The 20,397-nt window shown below is 43.9% G+C and carries 16 protein-coding genes; all 16 read right to left on the reverse strand.

Annotated features, from left to right (window positions below; all coding sequences use genetic code 11):
* Positions 1-3: 3 nt before the first annotated feature.
* The 16 genes from B6K08_RS05875 to B6K08_RS05950 all read right to left on the reverse strand — a co-directional run bounded on the left by B6K08_RS05875 (position 4) and on the right by B6K08_RS05950 (position 20,228).
* Positions 4-981 (reverse strand): HlyD family efflux transporter periplasmic adaptor subunit, encoded by a 978-nt coding sequence (locus B6K08_RS05875; protein WP_080325681.1) that lies wholly within the window; start codon positions 979-981, stop codon positions 4-6.
* A gap of 1 nt (position 982) precedes the next feature.
* Positions 983-2,149: an efflux RND transporter periplasmic adaptor subunit gene (locus tag B6K08_RS05880; RefSeq protein ID WP_039206999.1), complete on the reverse strand. Its 1,167-nt coding sequence runs from the start codon at positions 2,147-2,149 to the stop codon at positions 983-985.
* Positions 2,150-2,359: 210 nt separating this feature from the next.
* Positions 2,360-3,271, reverse strand: coding sequence for a serine O-acetyltransferase (locus tag B6K08_RS05885; RefSeq protein WP_143254849.1), 912 nt, complete (start codon positions 3,269-3,271; stop codon positions 2,360-2,362).
* 30 nt (positions 3,272-3,301) lie between these two features.
* Positions 3,302-3,892 carry a gamma carbonic anhydrase family protein gene (locus B6K08_RS05890; RefSeq protein ID WP_051555449.1) on the reverse strand — a complete coding sequence of 197 codons (591 nt, stop codon included), beginning with the start codon at positions 3,890-3,892 and terminating at the stop codon, positions 3,302-3,304.
* A 76-nt stretch (positions 3,893-3,968) separates the two neighbouring features.
* On the reverse strand, positions 3,969-5,651 hold the full coding sequence (locus B6K08_RS05895) for a phospho-sugar mutase (protein ID WP_039206997.1): 1,683 nt from the start codon (positions 5,649-5,651) through the stop codon (positions 3,969-3,971).
* An 84-nt stretch (positions 5,652-5,735) separates the two neighbouring features.
* A complete protein-coding gene (locus tag B6K08_RS05900) occupies positions 5,736-7,547 on the reverse strand; it encodes a SpoIIE family protein phosphatase (protein WP_052211969.1) in 1,812 nt (603 codons plus the stop codon).
* Between the two features lie 33 nt (positions 7,548-7,580).
* Entirely contained in the window at positions 7,581-8,909 is a 1,329-nt protein-coding gene (locus tag B6K08_RS05905; protein WP_080325682.1) for an MATE family efflux transporter, read from the reverse strand.
* The gene (locus B6K08_RS05910; RefSeq protein ID WP_080325683.1) at positions 8,906-15,022 is read right to left on the reverse strand and encodes a non-ribosomal peptide synthetase; all 6,117 of its coding nucleotides are present in this window, start codon (positions 15,020-15,022) and stop codon (positions 8,906-8,908) included. The genes B6K08_RS05905 and B6K08_RS05910 overlap by 4 nt, the downstream gene beginning before the upstream one ends.
* A gap of 33 nt (positions 15,023-15,055) precedes the next feature.
* Positions 15,056-15,358: an STAS domain-containing protein gene (locus tag B6K08_RS05915; RefSeq protein WP_080325684.1), complete on the reverse strand. Its 303-nt coding sequence runs from the start codon at positions 15,356-15,358 to the stop codon at positions 15,056-15,058.
* 118 nt (positions 15,359-15,476) lie between these two features.
* Entirely contained in the window at positions 15,477-16,673 is a 1,197-nt protein-coding gene (coaBC, locus tag B6K08_RS05920) for a bifunctional phosphopantothenoylcysteine decarboxylase/phosphopantothenate--cysteine ligase CoaBC (protein WP_039206988.1), read from the reverse strand.
* 44 nt (positions 16,674-16,717) lie between these two features.
* Positions 16,718-16,933, reverse strand: coding sequence for a DNA-directed RNA polymerase subunit omega (gene rpoZ, locus B6K08_RS05925; protein ID WP_039206986.1), 216 nt, complete (start codon positions 16,931-16,933; stop codon positions 16,718-16,720).
* On the reverse strand, positions 16,933-17,550 hold the full coding sequence (gmk, locus tag B6K08_RS05930; RefSeq protein ID WP_039206984.1) for a guanylate kinase: 618 nt from the start codon (positions 17,548-17,550) through the stop codon (positions 16,933-16,935). Before gmk ends, rpoZ begins: the two co-directional genes overlap by 1 nt.
* Positions 17,550-17,801, reverse strand: a complete 252-nt coding sequence (remA, locus tag B6K08_RS05935) for an extracellular matrix/biofilm regulator RemA (protein WP_027397171.1) — start codon at positions 17,799-17,801, stop codon at positions 17,550-17,552. Before remA ends, gmk begins: the two co-directional genes overlap by 1 nt.
* A gap of 14 nt (positions 17,802-17,815) precedes the next feature.
* Positions 17,816-18,694, reverse strand: a complete 879-nt coding sequence (locus tag B6K08_RS05940; protein ID WP_039206981.1) for a YicC/YloC family endoribonuclease — start codon at positions 18,692-18,694, stop codon at positions 17,816-17,818.
* 38 nt (positions 18,695-18,732) lie between these two features.
* Entirely contained in the window at positions 18,733-19,572 is an 840-nt protein-coding gene (dapF, locus tag B6K08_RS05945) for a diaminopimelate epimerase (protein ID WP_039206979.1), read from the reverse strand.
* A gap of 272 nt (positions 19,573-19,844) precedes the next feature.
* Positions 19,845-20,228 (reverse strand): PBECR2 nuclease fold domain-containing protein, encoded by a 384-nt coding sequence (locus tag B6K08_RS05950; protein ID WP_039206976.1) that lies wholly within the window; start codon positions 20,226-20,228, stop codon positions 19,845-19,847.
* Between the last annotated feature and the right edge of the window lie 169 nt (positions 20,229-20,397).

The following is a 20,397-nucleotide window of genomic DNA, read 5'->3' on the forward strand; positions in this document are numbered from 1 at the left end:
TCATCACCTGTTTCTCAGCCACTGGCTTAAACGATAAAAAACTTTTTCGATAGGAGGACGACGCTCAATAATAATCGTGCCAGTACAAAAGCTTCCAGCAGTAATCGGTTTGTGTTCTCCCACAGAAGAAGTCCACAAATACCCTGATTCAGAGCCAGGATCCTTTACCAAATCGAATATCACTTCCATTACGGCACCCTGCTGTGCCTGAAGAATAGCTTGAACCAGCTGTTCATTATTTAATGTGGACTGCATGGTTTGGGCAGACACAGGATACTGGGAAACAGAACGAACCGTTCCCAATAGGCTTCCGCTTTGGGAAATATCTACACCACCAGGAGCAATCTGAATAGTCTGACCTGGCTTTACACTTTTACCCTTATTTACAGATACGTACATGATACCGCTCAATTCATTGCGTCCATCATCATTCCGCACTGTAATAATTGGAGATCCGGTACCAATAACAGCACCCTCCTGCACCATTATTTCATCTACTGTACCACTGCGTGTGGAATAAACATATTCTGTTGTTTCCTTCTGATAACGACGTGAATCGAATTCATGTACCTTGTTTTTTGCATCACGATTACTGGAAGCCAATTCAGGATTGTACTGGGCCATACGGGTTGCCGCCGTTTCCTGAGGCAGCTCTATATGGGCTATCATGGCTCCCTTTTTTATTTTTTCTCCAGGGTGTACATAAACCTTATCTATCTTGCCGCCAGCCACAGAAGACACCTTTGAAACACCAGAGGAATCCATAATCATGCCTACCCCCTCTGCCTTGACGGTGAAGGAACCAAATATTGACCATATCACAACAGCCACCATCATGACGGCCACTGCCACAAGGCCCATCCAGCCTATAGGACTTGTTATAGGCAACACAGTATCCAGCTGTTCCGGGGAACGCAGCTTATCCAATGCTTCCTTGCTAAAAATACCATTCTTTTCGCTACCCCATTGTTTTTCAGCCATATTATTCCCCTCCCTCCGGTTTGATATTTACCTTCATTCCATCACTAAGGCCATCAACACTTCCTACTACCACAGCATCGCCTTCTGAAAGGCCTGATAATACCTCAATGTATACTCCATCATCACAACCGCTTTTAATAGAACGCAAATGAACGATGCCGTCTGCATCCACCACATATACCTTGTCATTGGATTTGTCCACCATGGCATCCAATGGCACAGTAAGGCAATGATAATCCTTATATGTATACATAGTTACGCCTGTATATGTCATAGGCTCAAGTATTCTGACACGGTTATCTACTTCCCAAACTGTACGTCTGATGGCTGCCGGCTCCGACAATGGAGGTACTATTTCCTTCAGAACGCCAATTATTTCCGTATTGCCACCTAAATTGCCTGCACCAAAATCAGTGTCATAGGCCTTTCCCATGGACCAATGATCAGGGAATCTTAAATAAGCCCTATCTCCAACGTTAAAATGATATATTTCACTGTCAGCAAGATTTACAGAAAAGTTAAGATAATCAAAATTACCTACCAATGCCACAGGGGTTCCGGCCTGTACATAAGAACCTGTCTGCTGATACACAAGAAGTACATCTCCATCAACAGGAGCTTTTACATTCAGCCAACCCTGCTGAACATACAGCTGATTTCTTTGAGCTTCAGCCTCCTGCAAGGCCTCCCTGGCAGCAAGATATTGGGCTTCAGATGCTTCATATTTTTCCTGTGAAGTAGCTTCTTTCTTCATAAGACGCCCTTGACGCTGGTATACACTATAGGCCTGAGCCAGCTGTGCCTCCGCACGGCTAACTGTGCTGGAAGACTGCTGGATTTTCAGAGGAATTTGTTCATTTATCAATGACACCAGAATATCACCCTTATGTACAGGAGCATTTTTTTCCACCAGCCAGTTAGTAAGACGGCCATCCGTAAGTGCTATGGCATCAGCCATATTATCAGAGCTAAAACGTACTGCCGGGAGAGAAACTGTTGGATGTATATCCCTGTACTCAGCCTTGGCAGTAGACAGCTGTATAACACGGTTATCCATTCGTCTGGCTATCTGGTGTTCATCGCTGTAATTCAGCCAAGCACCATAGCCCACCAAACCAAGGGCCAAAACCAATATAACGGCTATACCTATATAAAAATATCTTTTCATATTCTCGTGTCCTTTCTCTTATTAGCACTATCTCATAATTCCACAATACATATATGAAATAAAGGGATATATCTTTCATCAAAATTAACCTATGATTTTATATTATACTATCTTATTTTGTTTTCTACAAAAAGTATGTATTTCCTTTAAATAAAAAAACAGCCAGCAAAAGTTTATTTTTGCTGACTGGCATTATGAACACATAGTATTTTATTTTTTATCCGGTATAATCTGTAGCTCTCCCTTGCCGTTGCTGACTCTCATACCAGGAGCGACGGAGCTGGTTATAAAGCAGTTACCGCTAATAATACACCCATCCCCGATAATCGTTTCCCCTCCAAGGATGGAGGCATTGGAGTATATGGTTACATCATTGCCAATAGTCGGATGGCGTCGTCGGCCACGAAGGCTCTGACCACCTCTGGTAGACAGGCCACCAAGAGTAACCCCCTGATAGAGCTTTACTCTGTCACCAATGATGGTGGTCTCACCTATTACCACACCTGTTCCATGGTCGATGAAGAAATACTCCCCTATCTGGGCGCCTGGATGGATATCTACCCCTGTACGACTGTGGGCATGCTCCGTCATTATTCGTGGAATCATGGGAACCTCCAGCTTGTACAGCACATGAGCTATACGGTTTACCATAATGGCATAAAAGCCAGGATAGGAAAAAATAATCTCGTCAAAGCTGGTAGCCGCCGGGTCCCCGTCATATCCCGCCTGAATATCCTTCTTTAAAAGCTGACGGATTTCGGGAAGTGAATCCACAAAAATTCCCACTATGGCCTCAGCGTGATCCCTTCTCATCTCATCGTTTTTATTACAGTAATCCGGATGCTGCTGAAGGGATACCATAACCTGATCTGTTAGACAATTAACAACATTGGAAAGTCTGGTACCCATTTCATATTTTAATGAATAGGTGCCGGGAGTTTTCTCATTTGCAAAATGTGCTGGGAAAAGAATAGCCACAAGATTATCCAAAATACCGATAATGGCATCCCTGTCCAGCTGCAAATGCTCAAATAGCTTACTGGCAGAATGGGATTCAACCACATCAGCAAATATATCATTTGTAACACCCTGTATCTTTTCCTCCATTATTGCCATTGACATGAAAAACCTCTCCAAACACTACACTAATTTTTAAACAATCTTGGAACCGTCGTATACCTCGCCGCCTACATCTGGTCCCAGACCATACTTTTCCGCCCACTCTGACTTATATTTTACTGCCTGGGCATGAATAGCCTTAAAACCATTCTCATCCAAGGTCTTTTTTACCTTAGCCGGACAACCTACTACCAAAGAATTTGGTGGAATAATAGTCCCCTTGGTAACCAATGCACCGGCACCAACAATGGAGCCACGGCCTATTACAGCACCGTCAAGAATGGTGGCACCCATACCAATAAGACAATAATCCTCAATGGTGCAGGCATGAAGGGTAACGCTGTGTCCTACGGTTACATAATCCCCCACGATACACGCATAGTCGTCAGCCACGTGAAGGCAGGAATTATCCTGGATATTGCTGTAGCGGCCCACAACCACCTTGTTTACATCGCCACGAAGGGTAGCATTTGGCCAAACACTGGCGTATTCCTTTAATTCCACATCCCCCACCAATGTGGCGGTACTGAAGGAATAAGCCTTTTTGTCAATTACAGGGTATCTTCCCTCAAACTCATAAATATAATGCTTGGCATCCTGCTCACGAATCTTAATGTACTCCATTTCTCTTACACCTCATTCATAAAACGAAACACAAATTCCTTATTAGTATACTGCTTTTGTAGGTTTTTATCAATAATTATTCAAACAAAGGTTTACAAGCCGCAGACAGCTTATCCTTCTTAGCCTGTGCCTCTGCCAAATTCTTACCTAATGTTGTAAAGTATGCCTTAATCTTAGGCTCAGTACCTGAAGGTCTTACCACGATGGTTGCTCCGTCCTCCAAGGTATAGATAAGAACGTTAGCAGATGGAAGTCCTGTTTCCTCTGTCTTTTTGTAATCAACAGCCTTGGTTACCTTCAGCCCTGCAAATTCAGCCGGTGGATTGTCGCGAAGGCCCTGCATAATGCCAGCCATCTTATCCATTCCGCTGAGTCCTGGGAACTCAAAGCTGTCAATCTTATTGTAATAACGGCCATACTTGGCATAAATTTCCTCAAGACGTGCCTTTATGCTGGAGCCGATACTTCTGTAGTATGCAGCCATTTCACAGATAAGCATGGAAGCCACAACTGCATCCTTGTCACGGACATAGGAACCGGACAGATAGCCATAGCTTTCCTCAAAGCCAAAGATAAAGCGCTCCTCCTGACCTGCTTCCTCCAAATGGAGAATCTGATCACCGATCCACTTAAAGCCAGTGAGTACCTTTCTAAGCTCTACACCATAATTCTTCGCAACAGCATCTGCCAACGGTGTGGACACCAAGGACATTACTGCCACTGGATCCTTTGGCATGGTCCCCTTTTCAATACGCCCGGCACAAATATAGTCAAGGAGTAATACACCCATCTCATTTCCAGATACCAGCTCATAGGAACCATCCGGGCACTTCATGGCAATACCAACACGGTCTGCATCCGGGTCGGTGGCCAGCATAAGATCTGCATCACACTTTTCTGCCAGCTTCAAGCCAGCCTCCAACGCATCATAAATCTCCGGGTTTGGATAACTGCAGGTGGTAAAGTATCCATTTGGATATTCCTGCTCTGGAACGATGGTAATATCATTGATGCCGATATCCTTCAGCACCTGAGTAACCGGAACCAGGCCAGAACCATTTAATGGACTGTAAACCAGCTTTAAGCCACTTGTCTTGGCCAAGCCCGTACGAACCTGTCTGGACTCAATGGCATCATAAAAGGCCTTTTTGCAGCTATCATCCACAAAGCGGATAAGGCCATCCTCCACTCCTTGGGCAAAGGACATGGTCTTGGCCCCTGTGAGGACATCAGTCTTCTGAATTTCATCGTATACAATAGCAGCTGCATCATCAGTCATCTGACAGCCGTCAGGACCATAAGCCTTATAGCCGTTATATTTGGATGGGTTGTGGGATGCTGTCACCATAATTCCCGCATTGCACTTGTAGTATCTGGTGGCAAAGGATAATGCAGGCACCGGCATAGCAGCATCATAAATGCGAACCTTAATACCATTGGCTGCCAATACTCCTGCAGCGGTCTTGGAAAAAACATCACTCTTAAGGCGGGTATCAAAGCTGATGGCTACTGTCTGGCTGCCCCCCTGCTTCTTCACCCAGTTGGCAAGGCCCTGAGTAGCCTGTCTTACCACATAAATGTTCATGCGGTTGGTACCGGCACCCAGTACACCACGAAGTCCCGCTGTACCAAATTTAAGGGATACAGCGAAGCGATCCTTGATTTCCTCATCATTCCCCTCAACCTTTGCCAATTCAGGGTACAAATCGCAATCTTCAAGGTCAAAGGACATCCAACGCTTATATTCATTCTGATACATAACAAAGCCCCTCCGTTTCAAATTTTATTACCCTTTACACTTCGATAATAAACCTTCAAAATCCTTTATTTATCTGGAAAAAAGTTATTTTTCCCAAACTGGGCCGAAATAAGTCAGTGCCAGCATAGTAATATCATCAGACTGTTCTGCATCTCCCACAAAGGCTGCCACAGACTTGCTAATTTCCTCCAAAAGTGATTGAGGTTCATCAGCATTTTTAGAGCAATTAAGCTGAGACAGCAGTCTTTCCTCACCATATAGCTCATCTTTATTATTCATGGCCTCAGTAACGCCATCTGTATACAGGAACAAACTATCACCTGGCTTTAGGATAGTGGACTGACTTACATAGGAAATATTCTTTCTGCCTGCCAGAACAAAATTTGATTCAACATCAAGATAACGGAAAGCTCCCTTTTCCTTTTCGTAAATCAACGATGGATTATGCCCACCATTAACGAATTCAAAAAGACCTGTCCTTATATCCAAAATACCAATGAAAGCAGTTACGAACATTCTGGCAGTATTATCCTCCTTTAGCTGGTTATTAGCCTGGGAAATAATGTCCTCCAGTGGCCTGTTTTGTCCACCAAGAATGAGATTTTTCAGCATGGTTTTGGATATGGCCATAAATATGGCAGCGCCCACTCCCTTGCCGGAAACATCAGCAATGGTAACAGCAAGATGGTTGTCATCCACCATATAGAAATCGTAGAAATCGCCCCCCACTTCCTTTGCGGAATGCATGGAAGCATGAAGTAGAAATTCCTTATGTTCAGGGAATGGCGGGAATTTATGTGGCAATACACCGTTCTGAATATCCTGTGCCAAATTCAGCTCCGTGGAGATGCGCTCCTTTTCAGCTGTTGCAGCCGTAAGGTTATCCATATAGCCTTCCAACTCATCGGTCATAATATTAAAGCAGTTGGCCAGCTCCTCAATTTCATCTCCCGTACGAATATCCACCCGATTGGAAAAACTGCCATCAAATAATTTTTTATCTCCTTCAGGCAATTCCCCTGAAGCCGATAATGAACCAATTACAGCCTTTTTAGATATTTCTCGGACACTGTCAGCCAGCTTTAGGATGGATGCCACAAATCTTTTTGACAATTTTTTTCCCTCATATATTACAAAGAAAAGAAGCATAAGAAGGACGGCCACCATAAAAATGCTGATCAAAATTATATGTCCCTTCATGTCGGCCAATTTATCCTTGGTAAGGGCATAAATATTATCCCTATTTTCCTCTATGGGAGCTATGACTTGATTCTTTTCGAAAACAGTGGCAACGCTCCATCCTGTATTTTCAATTGGCGTATAAGCAACATAATAATCCTTTTTATCGATAAAGACCAACTGAACGCCACTATGTCCCAGGCACATTTCTTGGGCGATATGGGCAAGACTTGCACTATCAGATTCACGGATATCATCCTTCATATCCACCGCAAGCTCCAGTGCATCCCCTGCTTCATAGGCCCTGGCTTGAGATGACAAAACAACCTTTCCCTGTTTATTCAGCGCAAAACAAAAGCCTGAATTTGATAGGTGAATGTCGTCAATTACATCCCGGAGCTTTTCCATAGAATTATTAATGGAACCATGACCTTCACCATCAATGATAAGTTGGATAATTTTGGCATTATAACGGGCAATATATAAAAGCTCCTCCCCCCGTTGCCTTACCAGGAGTTGAGAGCTGTCCTGATAAGAGGTATTTCCAATGCTCTGGCCCATTTCCTCAGCCTGATGCAAAGCAGAAACAAGGCCGTAAAATGCTATGATACCCAGAACAAAAATAATAATCAGATTACTGCCAAGGAGAATGCGTATTAGCTTATGCAAAATACTATTCTCTTTTCCACCTGACAAATAGCTAAAAATATCTTTCATATCGATGATACTCCATCTAAATAATTTATCATTTTACCCCATGTATTCATGACGAAATTTGATTAAGAAAACGATGGCCACCACTGTAGAAACCACCTCAGCAAATGTCTGGGAAAACCACAGTCCATCAACACCGAAAAGAAGTGGCAGCCCAAAAATGGCAACGGATTGCAACACAAATGTACGCATAAAAGCTATGGCTGCTGAAACCTTGCCATTACCAAGGCCTGTAAAGTATGCCGACGCATATTCATTGAAGCCTTGTAATATAAAGGCAAAAGCAAACATCCTAAGGGCATATATCCCCAAAGCACATAGCTCAGCATCATAGCCCAAATATATTTCTGCCACAAGGGGGGCAAAGCATTGAGCTGCACCAAACATCACTATACCACAGCCCAAATTAAGCTTAATGCCATTTTTCAACAGGCTCTGTAGCTCCTCATAATTTTGTGCACCTGCATGATAGCCCACTACAGAGGCGGCCTCCATGGCCAGTCCATAGAAGATAGCGGCAAAAATACCCTCAACAAAAAGAACCGTTCCGTAGGCAGCAACACCATCTTCACCAATAAATCGCATAAGCTGCATATTGTAAAAGATAAAAATTAATGCAGTGGAAACGTTGGTCACCATTTCTGAGGAACCATTCCCCATGGCCCCCAGCAATGGTCCAATCTCCCAGCCACTCTTAACCAGCCGCAACGGACTGGTATTTTCCCGCATAAAATAGATAAGAGGCAAAATACCGTTAAGGCACATACCTATGGCTGTAGCCAGTGCTGCTCCAGTCATGCCCCAGCCGAAAATCACGATAAACAGCCAGTCGAAAAATATATTTGAAAACATATTTATCAGGGGAAAATACAAGCCAAACTGGGGCTTTTCAGCAGTAATTAATAGGCTTTGAAAGGCATAGCTAAGAATTGCTATCGGCATAAATACTAACAAGACACGACCGTAAGGCAATCCATAGGCCATCATATCCTCTGTAGCCCCTAGCAAACCAGACACTGTAGGTAATGCAAACAAGCCAACAGCTCCAAGAAAAATTCCAGCACCAAAGGCTGCCTTGATAATCATGGTAAAGTAGCGGTTGGCCCGATCTCTATCCCCCTTGCCCAACTCGGCGGCAATAAGGGCGCTGCCACCAACGCCAAACATCATCCCCACGGCCATAATCGCCAGCAAATATGGATAAATAATATTTATGGCAGCAAAAGCTGTCTTACCAATATAATTGGACACGAAATAGCCATCAATAAGATCATAGGTTGTAGAAACCAGAATCATACCAATGGTGGGCAACGCAAACAAAACAAGTTTGCCACATGTAAAATGATCTGACAGTTTTATATTCATAAATTATCCTCACAACGAACAATCTCTTCCAGTATTTTAACGTAGAGATTGTGGAAGTCTTCCATTTGCGTCGGGTCAAACAGCCCCTTTGCATATTCCATTTCAGAATCAAAGCTTCCATCCCCATGCTCATTTTCCAAAAGCTCCAGCTCCAAACGGGCACCGGCAGCGGAAAAATCATTATTAAGTTCAATCAGGGTTGGCTTTAACACATCCAGTTCATCACCATTGATTCCCAGCTGAAGATTTACCTCAATACAATCATTGACAAATGCTTCATAGTTCCCAGCCATAAAATCATAGGAGCTATGGGCAATTCCTTCCGCCACCTGCTCCTTTACTGAAAGAAGGAAGTCAGACATGGATGTATATTCTTCCATCCGGGCAGCCGCCGGTAAATTCTTTATCATCATACCCACGGCATTTTGGGCCTCCACAGCCAAACGATTATTGAAAATCCAGTTTACCATAACATGCTGTTTGCCCGTAAAGCGGGACAGGGTCAAAAGAGCCGCTCCAATGGCCATAACTGAGTGGCTTACACCCCAGAAGCTCTCAGCTTTTTTCACATCATCTGCTGCAAACTCAAGTCTTTTATCCATATCAGCCTGATCGATATGGTCACGATCTACCAGCATCTGGGCCTCCACCGATTCATCAGGCATATTACACCAAACCTCATCTCCATATCGGGACTCAAACCAAGCCCTATCCTCTTCAAAACTCCCCTGCTTCATCCGATGTATTTCTTCACTGCGAAGGGCAAAGTAATAATCAGGAGGCAGCTCACGATCAAAGTATGCATTTACAATATCCGCCAGTAGCACACCAAGGGAATCACCGTCCATCAACATGTGGTGAATATCCATAAACAGATATCCATGGGACGGCGAACGGAATACCTTCACGCGACACAGACAGGCATCTAATATTTTATCAAATGGCATCACCAATACATCCGGCAGCATTGGTACAGTTTCTTCGTTAATGTTCTGAACCTCAATCTCCTCCAAAAGACCTGGCACGTACTGCTGCACCAGCTCCCGGTTCTCGTCAAAACGGAATACCGAGGAAAGGGCAGGATGATTGTTAATTGCCCGATTAACTGCTTTACATAATCGATGAATATCAACCTCATCCGGCTCAAATTGAACAAGAAAATGCATATTGCTCCACATGGTGGCATCCGGACGGAAAAGCTGTACATCCAAAATCTGGGTTTGCAACGGTGTTAATGCCAATGGCCGTTTCCTTGCCTCCATTTCCCGATCCTCAATACTGCCCATTTTCATGCGTTCCATGGCAATAGCAGCAATTTGTCTAGGAGTTCGCTTCTGGAAAATATCTGCAGCAATCAGTCCTGAAATATCCGCGTTGGCCAAAGCCACCATGGCACTAAGGGAATCGCCACCCAAATCAAAGAAATCATCCAAAGCACCTACCTTGTCCTCCGGCAATTTAAGAGCCAAAGCAAAGGCATGGCAAAGAGCCTGTTCCACATCTGTGGCAGGTGGCTCATATTGGGCCCTGAAGGCTGATAAATCCGGCTCTGGCAGTGCTCTCCTGTTCACCTTTCCATTTGGTGTCAACGGCATAGCCTCCAAATGGACAAACAGATTAGGTACCATGTATTCAGGGAGTTTAGCAGCAAGATGGTTCTTAAGGTCATTATCATCCACGTCCTTAACCGCAGTATAATAGCCCACCAGATATTCACCCGTTCCCTTTTTCAGGACAGAAACAGCCCCTGAATTAATGGCAGGATATTCCATCAATACCTTTTCTATTTCATCCAGTTCAATTCGGAAGCCACGCAACTTTATCTGATTATCAATACGGCCAAAGACCCGGATTTTTCCTTCATCGGTCCATGCCGCCAAATCACCGCTACGATATGCCCGTACCCCATCATGTGTAAAGAAGGACGCCGCCGTCTTGTCAGGCAAATTAATATAGCCGCGGCCAACCTGCTGACCGCAAATCATCAGCTCGCCACGTATGCCAACTGGCAATGGATTGCCAAAGGAATCAGCTATATAGAACTGGGTATTGGCTATAGGCGTACCAACAGTAACCACCTTGCTTTCCACCATTTCCTCGGCGGCACAGCCCATGGTGGCCTCTGTAGGTCCATATACGTTTAAAATCACGCTGTCCTGCCGTAAATCACGTAATTTCTGGTAAAGCCCAGCTGGGAAGGCTTCAGCACCAACATCATAAAAGGTTATCTGCTTCAATGCTTCCATTGTTTCCGGTATTGCCAAAAGTCCCAACAAATAGGTTGGTGTACAGGTAATACCATTTACCCTATTATCCGAAATCAGCTGTGCCAACAGGCTTGGGGTATGAATTTCCTCCTCGGTGGCAATAACTACAGAACAGCCATTACACAATGGAACGAACTCCTCCACAATGGACACATCGAAGGAGAAGGAAGCCAAAGCTAAGGCAATACGTCCCGGCTTTGTATAATGCATTATTTCCGGAGATTTTTCATTGCAATGAACGTAGTTTGCAATATTTTTATGTTCAATCATTACGCCCTTTGGCTTGCCAGTGGTACCAGATGTATAAATACAATATGCCAAATTATCAGCGCTAACCTCTGGCAGAGTGTTTTCTGTCCTCTCTTGATTAATGAGTCTCTCCAAGGACAAAACCTTACAATGCTCCTGCAGGGCAGACCGCTCAGCCAGCAGCTCCTTTGATGTAAGCAAAATAGGAATACTGCCATCTTCCAGACAAAACTCAATTCGTTCGTCTGGATACTCTGGAATAAATGGCACAAATGCCCCTCCAGCTTTTAATATACCGATTTCAGCCACATAGGTCCAAACCTCACGATCAAAGAGAACACCTACCAGAGTTTCCATAGCCACCCCTTCCTGTAAAAGGGAATAGGCCACCTTGTCCGAAAGCTCATCCAATTCTTTATAGGTCAAGGTCTTCCCAGCAGCAATAACCGCTACTTTATCCGGCGTTTTTTGGGCCTGACGACGAATCTGCTCCTGCACAGGAACAAAATCCATAGCCACATCTTTATCATTAAAGACTGCTAATTTTTTCTCGTCCTCATCTGTAAGAAGGGAAATATCACCAATAAATTCCTCTTTTAAAAGCCCCTCAGCCACAGTGAATAAATCCTGGGCAAACCGCTTCACAAAGGCTGGTGAAAACCGCTCATTACGATATTCAATGGTCATGTTATAACGACCATCGGTAGAGAAGAACTGAATAGAAAAGCACCCAGTTACCATTCCGGTATGGTAATGCTCCAGGAAGTAGGAATCACCGCAAATGAGATTACCACCATCAGCATCACTGTTACCCTGTCCACCGCCCATGTTATCAGTAAACAAATCCCCTTGATAAATGAACTCCACATCCTCATTTACAGGACAATGCTTCAGCACCTCATCAAAGGAATAAATATCGTTACCCATACTGGTGACGATTTGCCGTCCAATATTTTTTAAATAATCAACTACGGAAATATTTTCTGTAAAATCACCATAAACAGGAATTCGTTTTATGAGAGTACCAATAGTTGTATCCATTCCAGCCCGGGCCCGGCCATTATATACACTGGAAAAAGAAACCTGTTTACACGTAAGGTATTTGGACAAAAGTAATGCCATGGCCCCCATGAAGAAGCTGCCTTCGGAAAGCTGGTAACGATTACAAAAGTCCTTAACTCGTTCTGTTGTAATTGTTTCCGGTATATAACGAATATTCTCGCTTACTCCCGGGGTAAGGGTACCCTCCCGATCTCCCGCCAACGATGGCACTTCATCCATTTTAGCAAACAGATTTTGATAATAAGCCTCAGCCTTTTCATGAGCACCGCCCTGCATAAGGGCTTCCTCGTACATCCCCACCTGCTGTATAGTGTAATCCTCCTGTAAAAATTCTATATCACTGGAGGAAGCAAGGGCACGATTCAATTCACTAATAAGCAGACTTAGGGAGGTGGCATCAAAGAAAATAAGATGACTCTTTAAGGCCAAATAACATCTTTCGGGAGTACGATAAACAGCAAAATAAAATAGCAGTTCATCTGTCATAGGTACCACTGGCATAAATTCCTGAATAAACTCAAGGCGTTTATCCTCACTACCGTCTATTACAGGAACCTTAACTAAGGCCTCAGGGACCATATACATGTGGGGAATACCATCCTTCCCCGCCCGAATTATGTATTTCATAGAAGGATGGGCCGCCACAACGTCGTTTACGGCCGTTACCAGCTGCTCAGCCGTCACCCTGGCATCTGCCACCATCAAATAGGATAAGGTGTAAGTGGAATTATTACCACCTGTTAAGCCTTCCAGATAAATACCCATCTGGGTTTTGGTCAAAGGATAAAAATCCCGGTCCATTTGTGGCTTTTCCAGATTATTATTATCAGAATTTTCCTGTATGTAAGCAGCAAGAGCCCGTGGGGTTGGATAAGAGGCCACATCGTTGAAGGACAAGCTGGCATCATCCAGCTTAGCTACCAACATGGCCACAGAAAGAGAGGTTCCACCCATATTAAAGAAATCTGCAAGCACACTGACACGTGGTAACTCCAAAACCTCGGCAAAGGCGGTACCAATTCTTTCCTCCAGCTCATTCTGTGGAGGCTCATATACCTCCTCCTCCACTGGTGGCTCCATTTTTTTCAGGGCCAAATAATCCACCTTATTACGTTCATTGCGTGGAAGCTCATCCAGGTGTACAAAATAATCCGGTACCATATATTCTGGCAAAATGGCCTTGACATGATTCCGTAGCTCATTGCTTTCCACCTTGTTGCCCATATAATAGCATGCCAATTTGTCGCCACCATGAACCCGCAGGGTAATGCAAGCGGCCTCCTTGACTCCATTGGCCCTTTGTACTGTTAATTCAACTTCACCAAGCTCTACACGGTACCCCCTCAGCTTTACCATGTGATCCTTTCTCCCATGGAACAAAAGGTTTCCCGACTCATCATAGGCCATGTAATCCCCTGTGTGAAACAGGCGACCAGCACCAAATGGATTATCCGTAAACTTGGCAGCCGTTTCCTGTGGCATATTGTTATATCCCAGTGCCATCCAAGGACTTTCCACACAAAGCTCTCCCAGAACCCCCGGCTTCTGAATCAGCTCACCATCATCAGATAACAGATATGCCTTGACACCATTGCCAGGTTTTCCCAGCATACGGGAATCCTCCTGAGATATTCTATGAAGAAGAATGGCTGCACATTCACTGGAGCCATATACCTCAAGTATATTGCCATCCATGGTATACTTCGCCTTAGCCTTTTCTCCTCCCAAGACAACGTAATCTAGTGGCAAACGACCATACAGCTCCCTCATTACATAGAACATCTGAGGTGGCAAAAACATACCGGTAATATGGCGCTTTTGAATAATTTTATACAGCATTTCCGCATTCATCCGCTCCGTTGAGCTGGCAATGTACACGCAGCCTCCTACCATGAGCGGAGGATAAAGATCTACAAAGGAGGCAATAAAGGTCATTCCTGCCATACAACAGGTCACATCTTTGTCAGAAAAAACATGGTACCCCTCCACAGTATGGAACCACATGGAAAAAAAGGTCTGCCGATGTACAACACCTTTTGGCTTACCAGTAGAACCGGAAGTAAAGAGAACTAATCCTTCCTTGTCGGCAGCAGATAAATTTATTGTCTCATCTACCTCAAGGGAACTTTCCTCAGCAAATATATCCTCAATTGTCAAAACAGGAATATTAGTGACCTTCTCAGATAAGTGTTTTGTTGAAACACAGGACACGCAGCCTGCATCCTCCAACACCGAATGTACCCTCTCTGCTGGATAATCCTCCTCTAAAGGTACTACTGCACCTCCGGCCCGAAGTATGCCCAATACGGCCGTTAAGTAAACCCGGGTACGAGGCAGCAACACACCAACACGCATTCCGCTCTGTTCCTTGGAATCATCAGATTTTGCACCACAATTATCCAGCACATGGCTGGCCAAAATAGCGGAACGACGGTTGAGACGGCCGTAAGTATCGGAACCATAGCAATCCATCACCGCTGGCTTGTTCGGATGGGCTGTTGCTTGAGCTAAGAATTCATTAACTAACAATTTCATTTGCTTTTCTCCCTGATTGACACCAAATGTTTATCAATTCTCTATATTCATAAACTTATTAAATCCAGTCAGCTTAAGTACATCCATAATAAACGGTGAAACATTTAACAGTTTCATAGTGCCGCCGGCATCATCCATTATGTTCTGAGCTGTTAGCAACACTCTAAGTCCGGCAGAGGACACATAGGTCAACTCTTTAAGGTCCAGGGTTAAATCATTGACATCTGACAACTCCTCATCAACGACCTTACTCAATTCCTTAGCTTCCAGTACCGACAGCTTTCCTATAAGAGTCAAAGTAAGGGCGGACCCATTTTTTTCTTTTTTTATCTCCATAATGCATTCCATCCTTTCAAAATAAGTATTCTATTTAATATTTCGTCACCTTTTCCTTTATTCCTGCAAAAGAAAAAGCAATATACAAACCTAAATTCGTATATTGCTTATTAATAAATTAATATTTTATTTTTAATACTCGGTTAAGTAACTCATCTGCCAGCTTGTGCTTAGTCATGATTGGAAGCTCTTCAATGGCGCCATTCCTATACAGCAGCTTAACCACATTTGTATCGGTATTAAATCCTGCATCCTTACGGGACACATCATTGGCCACAATCATATCAAGATTTTTCTTTTCCAGCTTGGCCTTGGCATATTCCAAAAGATTCTGGGTTTCAGCAGCAAAGCCCACCAAAATCTGGCCAGCTCGCTTTTTCTCCCCCAGCTCCTTTAAAATATCAGGATTCTTTTCAAGGACAAGGTTTAGCTCCTCATCATTCTTCTTTATCTTTTGGTCGGACACATTGCGAACGCGATAATCCGCCACAGCTGCAGCCTTTATGACCATATCTGCTTCAGAGAAATGCTCCATTACAGCATCACGCATCTCAGCTGCCGATTCCACGCCAATAAACTCCACGCCATCCGGCGGTGTAAGTGCAGACGGACCAGATACCAAAATAACCTCGGCTCCCCTTTTTTTGGCGGCCTCGGCAATAGCATAGCCCATCTTACCGCTGGAACGGTTGCCAATATAACGTACAGGGTCAATCGGCTCATAAGTACCTGCAGCAGTAACCAAAACCTTTATGCCCAGCATATCTGCTGCAAAGGCCATGGTAAAGCGAACAAAATCCACAATATCAGCTGGTTCGGGCATACGCCCCACACCGTCTGTACCACAGGCCAGGTGCCCGGACTCAGGGGGAATGAAATTCCAGCCACTTTCAATCAAAACATCAATGTTTTTTTGAGTAAGCTGGTTTTCATACATATTGCTGTTCATGGCGGGAGCAAAGAATATAGGTGCCTTGGTGGCCAGCAGGGTGGTGGTCAACATATCGTCAGCCATCCCTATTGCACATTTGGCAATAAAATTAGCAGTGGCAGGAGCCACAATTACCAAATCTGCCAAATTTGCCAAAGCAATATGCTCCACATTATGATTGGTTACTTCGCCCCACATGGTTGTGGTTACAGGATTCCCCGTAATCTCCCTGAACGTCAGAGGAGTAACAAAATTCTGGGCACCCTTGGTCATAATAACATGAACATTGGCACCAGCTTTACGGAGCCTGCTGGCAAGATCCACAGATTTATAAGCTGCTATACCACCAGTAACTCCCAGTATAACATTCTTGTCTTTTAGCATAGTCTATTCCTTATGACAACACAAAATGACGTACTTGTTAAATATTACTTAGTAGTATTGCGCAGACGCTTGTAGGTAATTTTGCCCTCGTAAATTTCCTCCAAAGCATTGGTTACATCTCTGATGGAGGTACGCTCAGCAGTCACCGCGTGGGAACCATCCATAATATCGCGGGCGCGCTTTGCAGCCAGGGAAACAAGTGTGTAACGACTGTCAACCTTTGGTAATACCTGATCTAAAGATGGGGTTACAATATCCATTATAAAATCTCCTTCCGGTTCTTTAACTTATCCAAAATTTCAATATTTAAATCAGTGCGATGTCTTTCTGCCTCGATTATATTAGTGATTTCCTCAGCAGCAATATCCACTGTTTTATTAACTACCACATATCTGTATTGACGACCAATCTCAATTTCAGCAATAGCTGAACCAAGGCGTCGTTTCAAGCTTTCATCGTCTTCGGTCCCTCGACCGCAAAGGCGTTTTTTCAGTTCATCCAGAGATGGAGGCACAAGGAAAATAAACAGCCCGTCTGGACATTTCTCCTTAACATTCATAGCCCCCTGGGTATCTATTTCCAAAATAATATCAATGCCCTTGGATCTCTGTTCCTCTATATGCTTCAGCGGAGTTCCGTAATAATTGCCATACACATTGGCCCATTCCAGAAGCTCCCCGTTGTTTATCATGGCAACGAATTCTTCCTTGGTGTGGAAGTAATAATTTACACCATCCTGCTCCCCGGGGCGGGCAGCTCTGGTGGTGGCTGATACGGAATAGGCGATATCGGGATTCTTCCTGCGAACTACCTCGCACACTGTGCCCTTGCCTGTTCCGGATGGTCCTGAAATAACAATCAGCAGACCTTTACGCATTAGCTTTTATCCTCCTCGTCAAATCGGTGTGACATGGTATCCGGCTGTACAGCAGACAATATCACATGACCGCTGTCCATAATAATAACAGCTCTGGTTCTGCGGCCATAAGTGGCGTCCACAAGCTGCCCCCTGTCCCTGGCTTCCTGCATAACCCGCTTAATAGGCGCAGATTCGGGACTTACCATGGCTATCACCCTATTGGCAGATACGATATTACCAAATCCAATATTTATAAGCTTTATATTCATAAAAAGCCACAACCTTACTCAATGTTCTGAATCTGTTCACGAATCTTCTCGATTTCGCATTTTACATCAACAGCTATCTGGGCAGCACCAGTAGAATTGGCCTTTGAAGCCACCGTGTTGATTTCCCGGTTCATCTCCTGTATCAAGAAATCCAGCTTACGGCCCACTGGCTCATTGGACTTAATGATGGTTCTGAACTGGTCAAAATGACTGTGAAGGCGCACAACCTCCTCGGTGTAATTCACCTTGTCTGTATATAGTGCAGTTTCCTGAATAATGCGGTTTTCGTCAATATCCTCTTTTGCCAGATACTGCTCCAAAAGGGTCTCCAGCTTTTGACGATATGCAGCCACAATCTCAGGAGCCAGCTTCTCCAGCTGAGAAACATAGTCCTCCAAAGTATCGATACGGGTCAACAAATCAGCCTGGATATTCTCACCCTCATGCTCACGCATGGCAACAAGATTTTTCATTGCCTCCTCAACAGCAGAAAGAATAGCAGGACCAGCTTCCTCCAATTCATTGGCATCGTCATCCACCTTCAGTACATCAGGAAAACGGGCAATATCCATGGCAGAATATGGTCTGTCAGTACCAATTTGCTTATTTATGGCGGTCAACGCTTCACTGTACGCATAAACAAGACCTTTGTCCACAGTAATAGAAACTGCTCTTTCCCGCAAATCATGGAAGCTGACATTGATATCCAGCTTACCACGGGAGGCATATTCCTTAATTTTCTTTGTAATATCGCCCTCGAAACGGGCCAAGGTGTGATGCATGTGGAAATTTATTTCCAGATACCGCTGATTAACGGTTTTTATTTCAACATGAGCCTTGAAGGAATCATTTTCAAAATCGCCGGCACCAAAGCCAGTCATACTCTTTATCATTGTATACTCCTAAATTTTAAAATGGTTTTAACCCAGCCTTAAATATCTGCAACCCCGGTAAAGACCTCTTCTGCAGGGCCAGTCATATAAAGATGATTATTGTCAGCCCACTCCACCTGGAGTTTGCCACCATCCAGCTGAATTTCTGCCTTACGGTCAGCAAGACCGTTTAAAACAGCAGCCGTAAGGGTTGCACAGGAACCAGTACCACAGGCCAAAGTTACAGCAGCGCCACGCTCCCAAACCCTCATACGAAGGTGGGACTCATCCTTTACCTCTACGAATTCAGTGTTGGTCTTTCTTGGGAACTTCTCATGGCACTCAAAAAGGGGACCATATTCATAAATTGGGAAGCCCTCTGCATCCTCAACGAATACCACACAATGAGGATTGCCCATGGATACACAGGTCATCTTAAATTCCCTGTCCTTTACAGTAATGGACTCACTAATAACACGGTTCATGCCAAAGCCCTTAACCGGGATAGTATCCCCCTCAAGAATTGGTTCACCCATGTCCACCTGGACCTGGCTTACACGGCCATTTTCCAGAATCATCTTCGGAACCAAAATTCCAGCACCGGTTTCCACGGTGAATTCCTCTTTGGCCACAATGCCCTTTTCATAAACATAACGGGCAAAGCAACGGATACCATTGCCGCACATCTCAGCCTCACTGCCATCTGCGTTAATAATACGCATGCAGATATCGGCCTTATCAGAAGGAAGCACAAGCAAAATACCATCGGCGCCAATGCCATAATGGCGGTCACACAGTGCCTTGGCAGCACCGATATAATCCAGCTTTGGTTCCTTTAAACAATCAATTAAAACAAAATCATTACCAGTGCCCTGGAGCTTGGTAAAGTTGAATTTCATTATCTATTCCTCCACAACTTTCATAGGAGTTTGCAGTCTACACGTCAATATATTTTATCATATTTTTGGGCATTGTAAAATATCTCTAAATATAAAATAGGAACCATGAACAACAACATGTGCCCTTCATAGTTCCTATACCGTATACGCAAGAATTCTTTGGCAGGCGTGGCGTACCCCTGCATCTCTCGGGTTGCCCCTGTCTAACCATCGGCGTGTGGATGCCACGAAATTGTCCACCTCAAAGAACCCTTGCCTTTTAGTTTATTATACTACAAGCCTCTCCGCCGGTAAAGTATCTTGCCATTCTTAATATAACGGCGATATCTTTTATCTTCCACTTGTTGAAATGTTATAACAGAATTCATAAAGCCCTTGGGATCATGAGATGTTTGTAGCCGTAATATTACCTTGAACTTCTTATTGTCGGTTATTATTTCTTTCAACACTATAGCTGTAAAAGGTTTCTTTGATTCTAATATATAATCAGGCTCTGAGAGTATATCACGTAGGTATTTAGAAAATTTTTCATAATCACCTGGATGATGTTCCTGGATATGTTTTTTCTGAGTATCAGACAATACCACATCATCATTAGAAATATTATCCGTAACACAACAATATATTTTTAGGTTAATCTTACCAATGTAATACATTTTATTAAATACCTTTGCATATATTATATTAATATGTTAACATTCTAGGTAATTATTTTCAATAGCAAGCATGATCAAAGTTCATTATGGTGCTAGTTTTTTTCACTCACCATTTTATTGCATGGAGAAATTATGGTGATATAATACACACAACAAATGATTTAGCGAC

The organism is Anaerovibrio lipolyticus DSM 3074, from assembly GCF_900141865.1.
GTDB lineage: Bacteria > Bacillota > Negativicutes > Selenomonadales > Selenomonadaceae > Anaerovibrio > Anaerovibrio lipolyticus.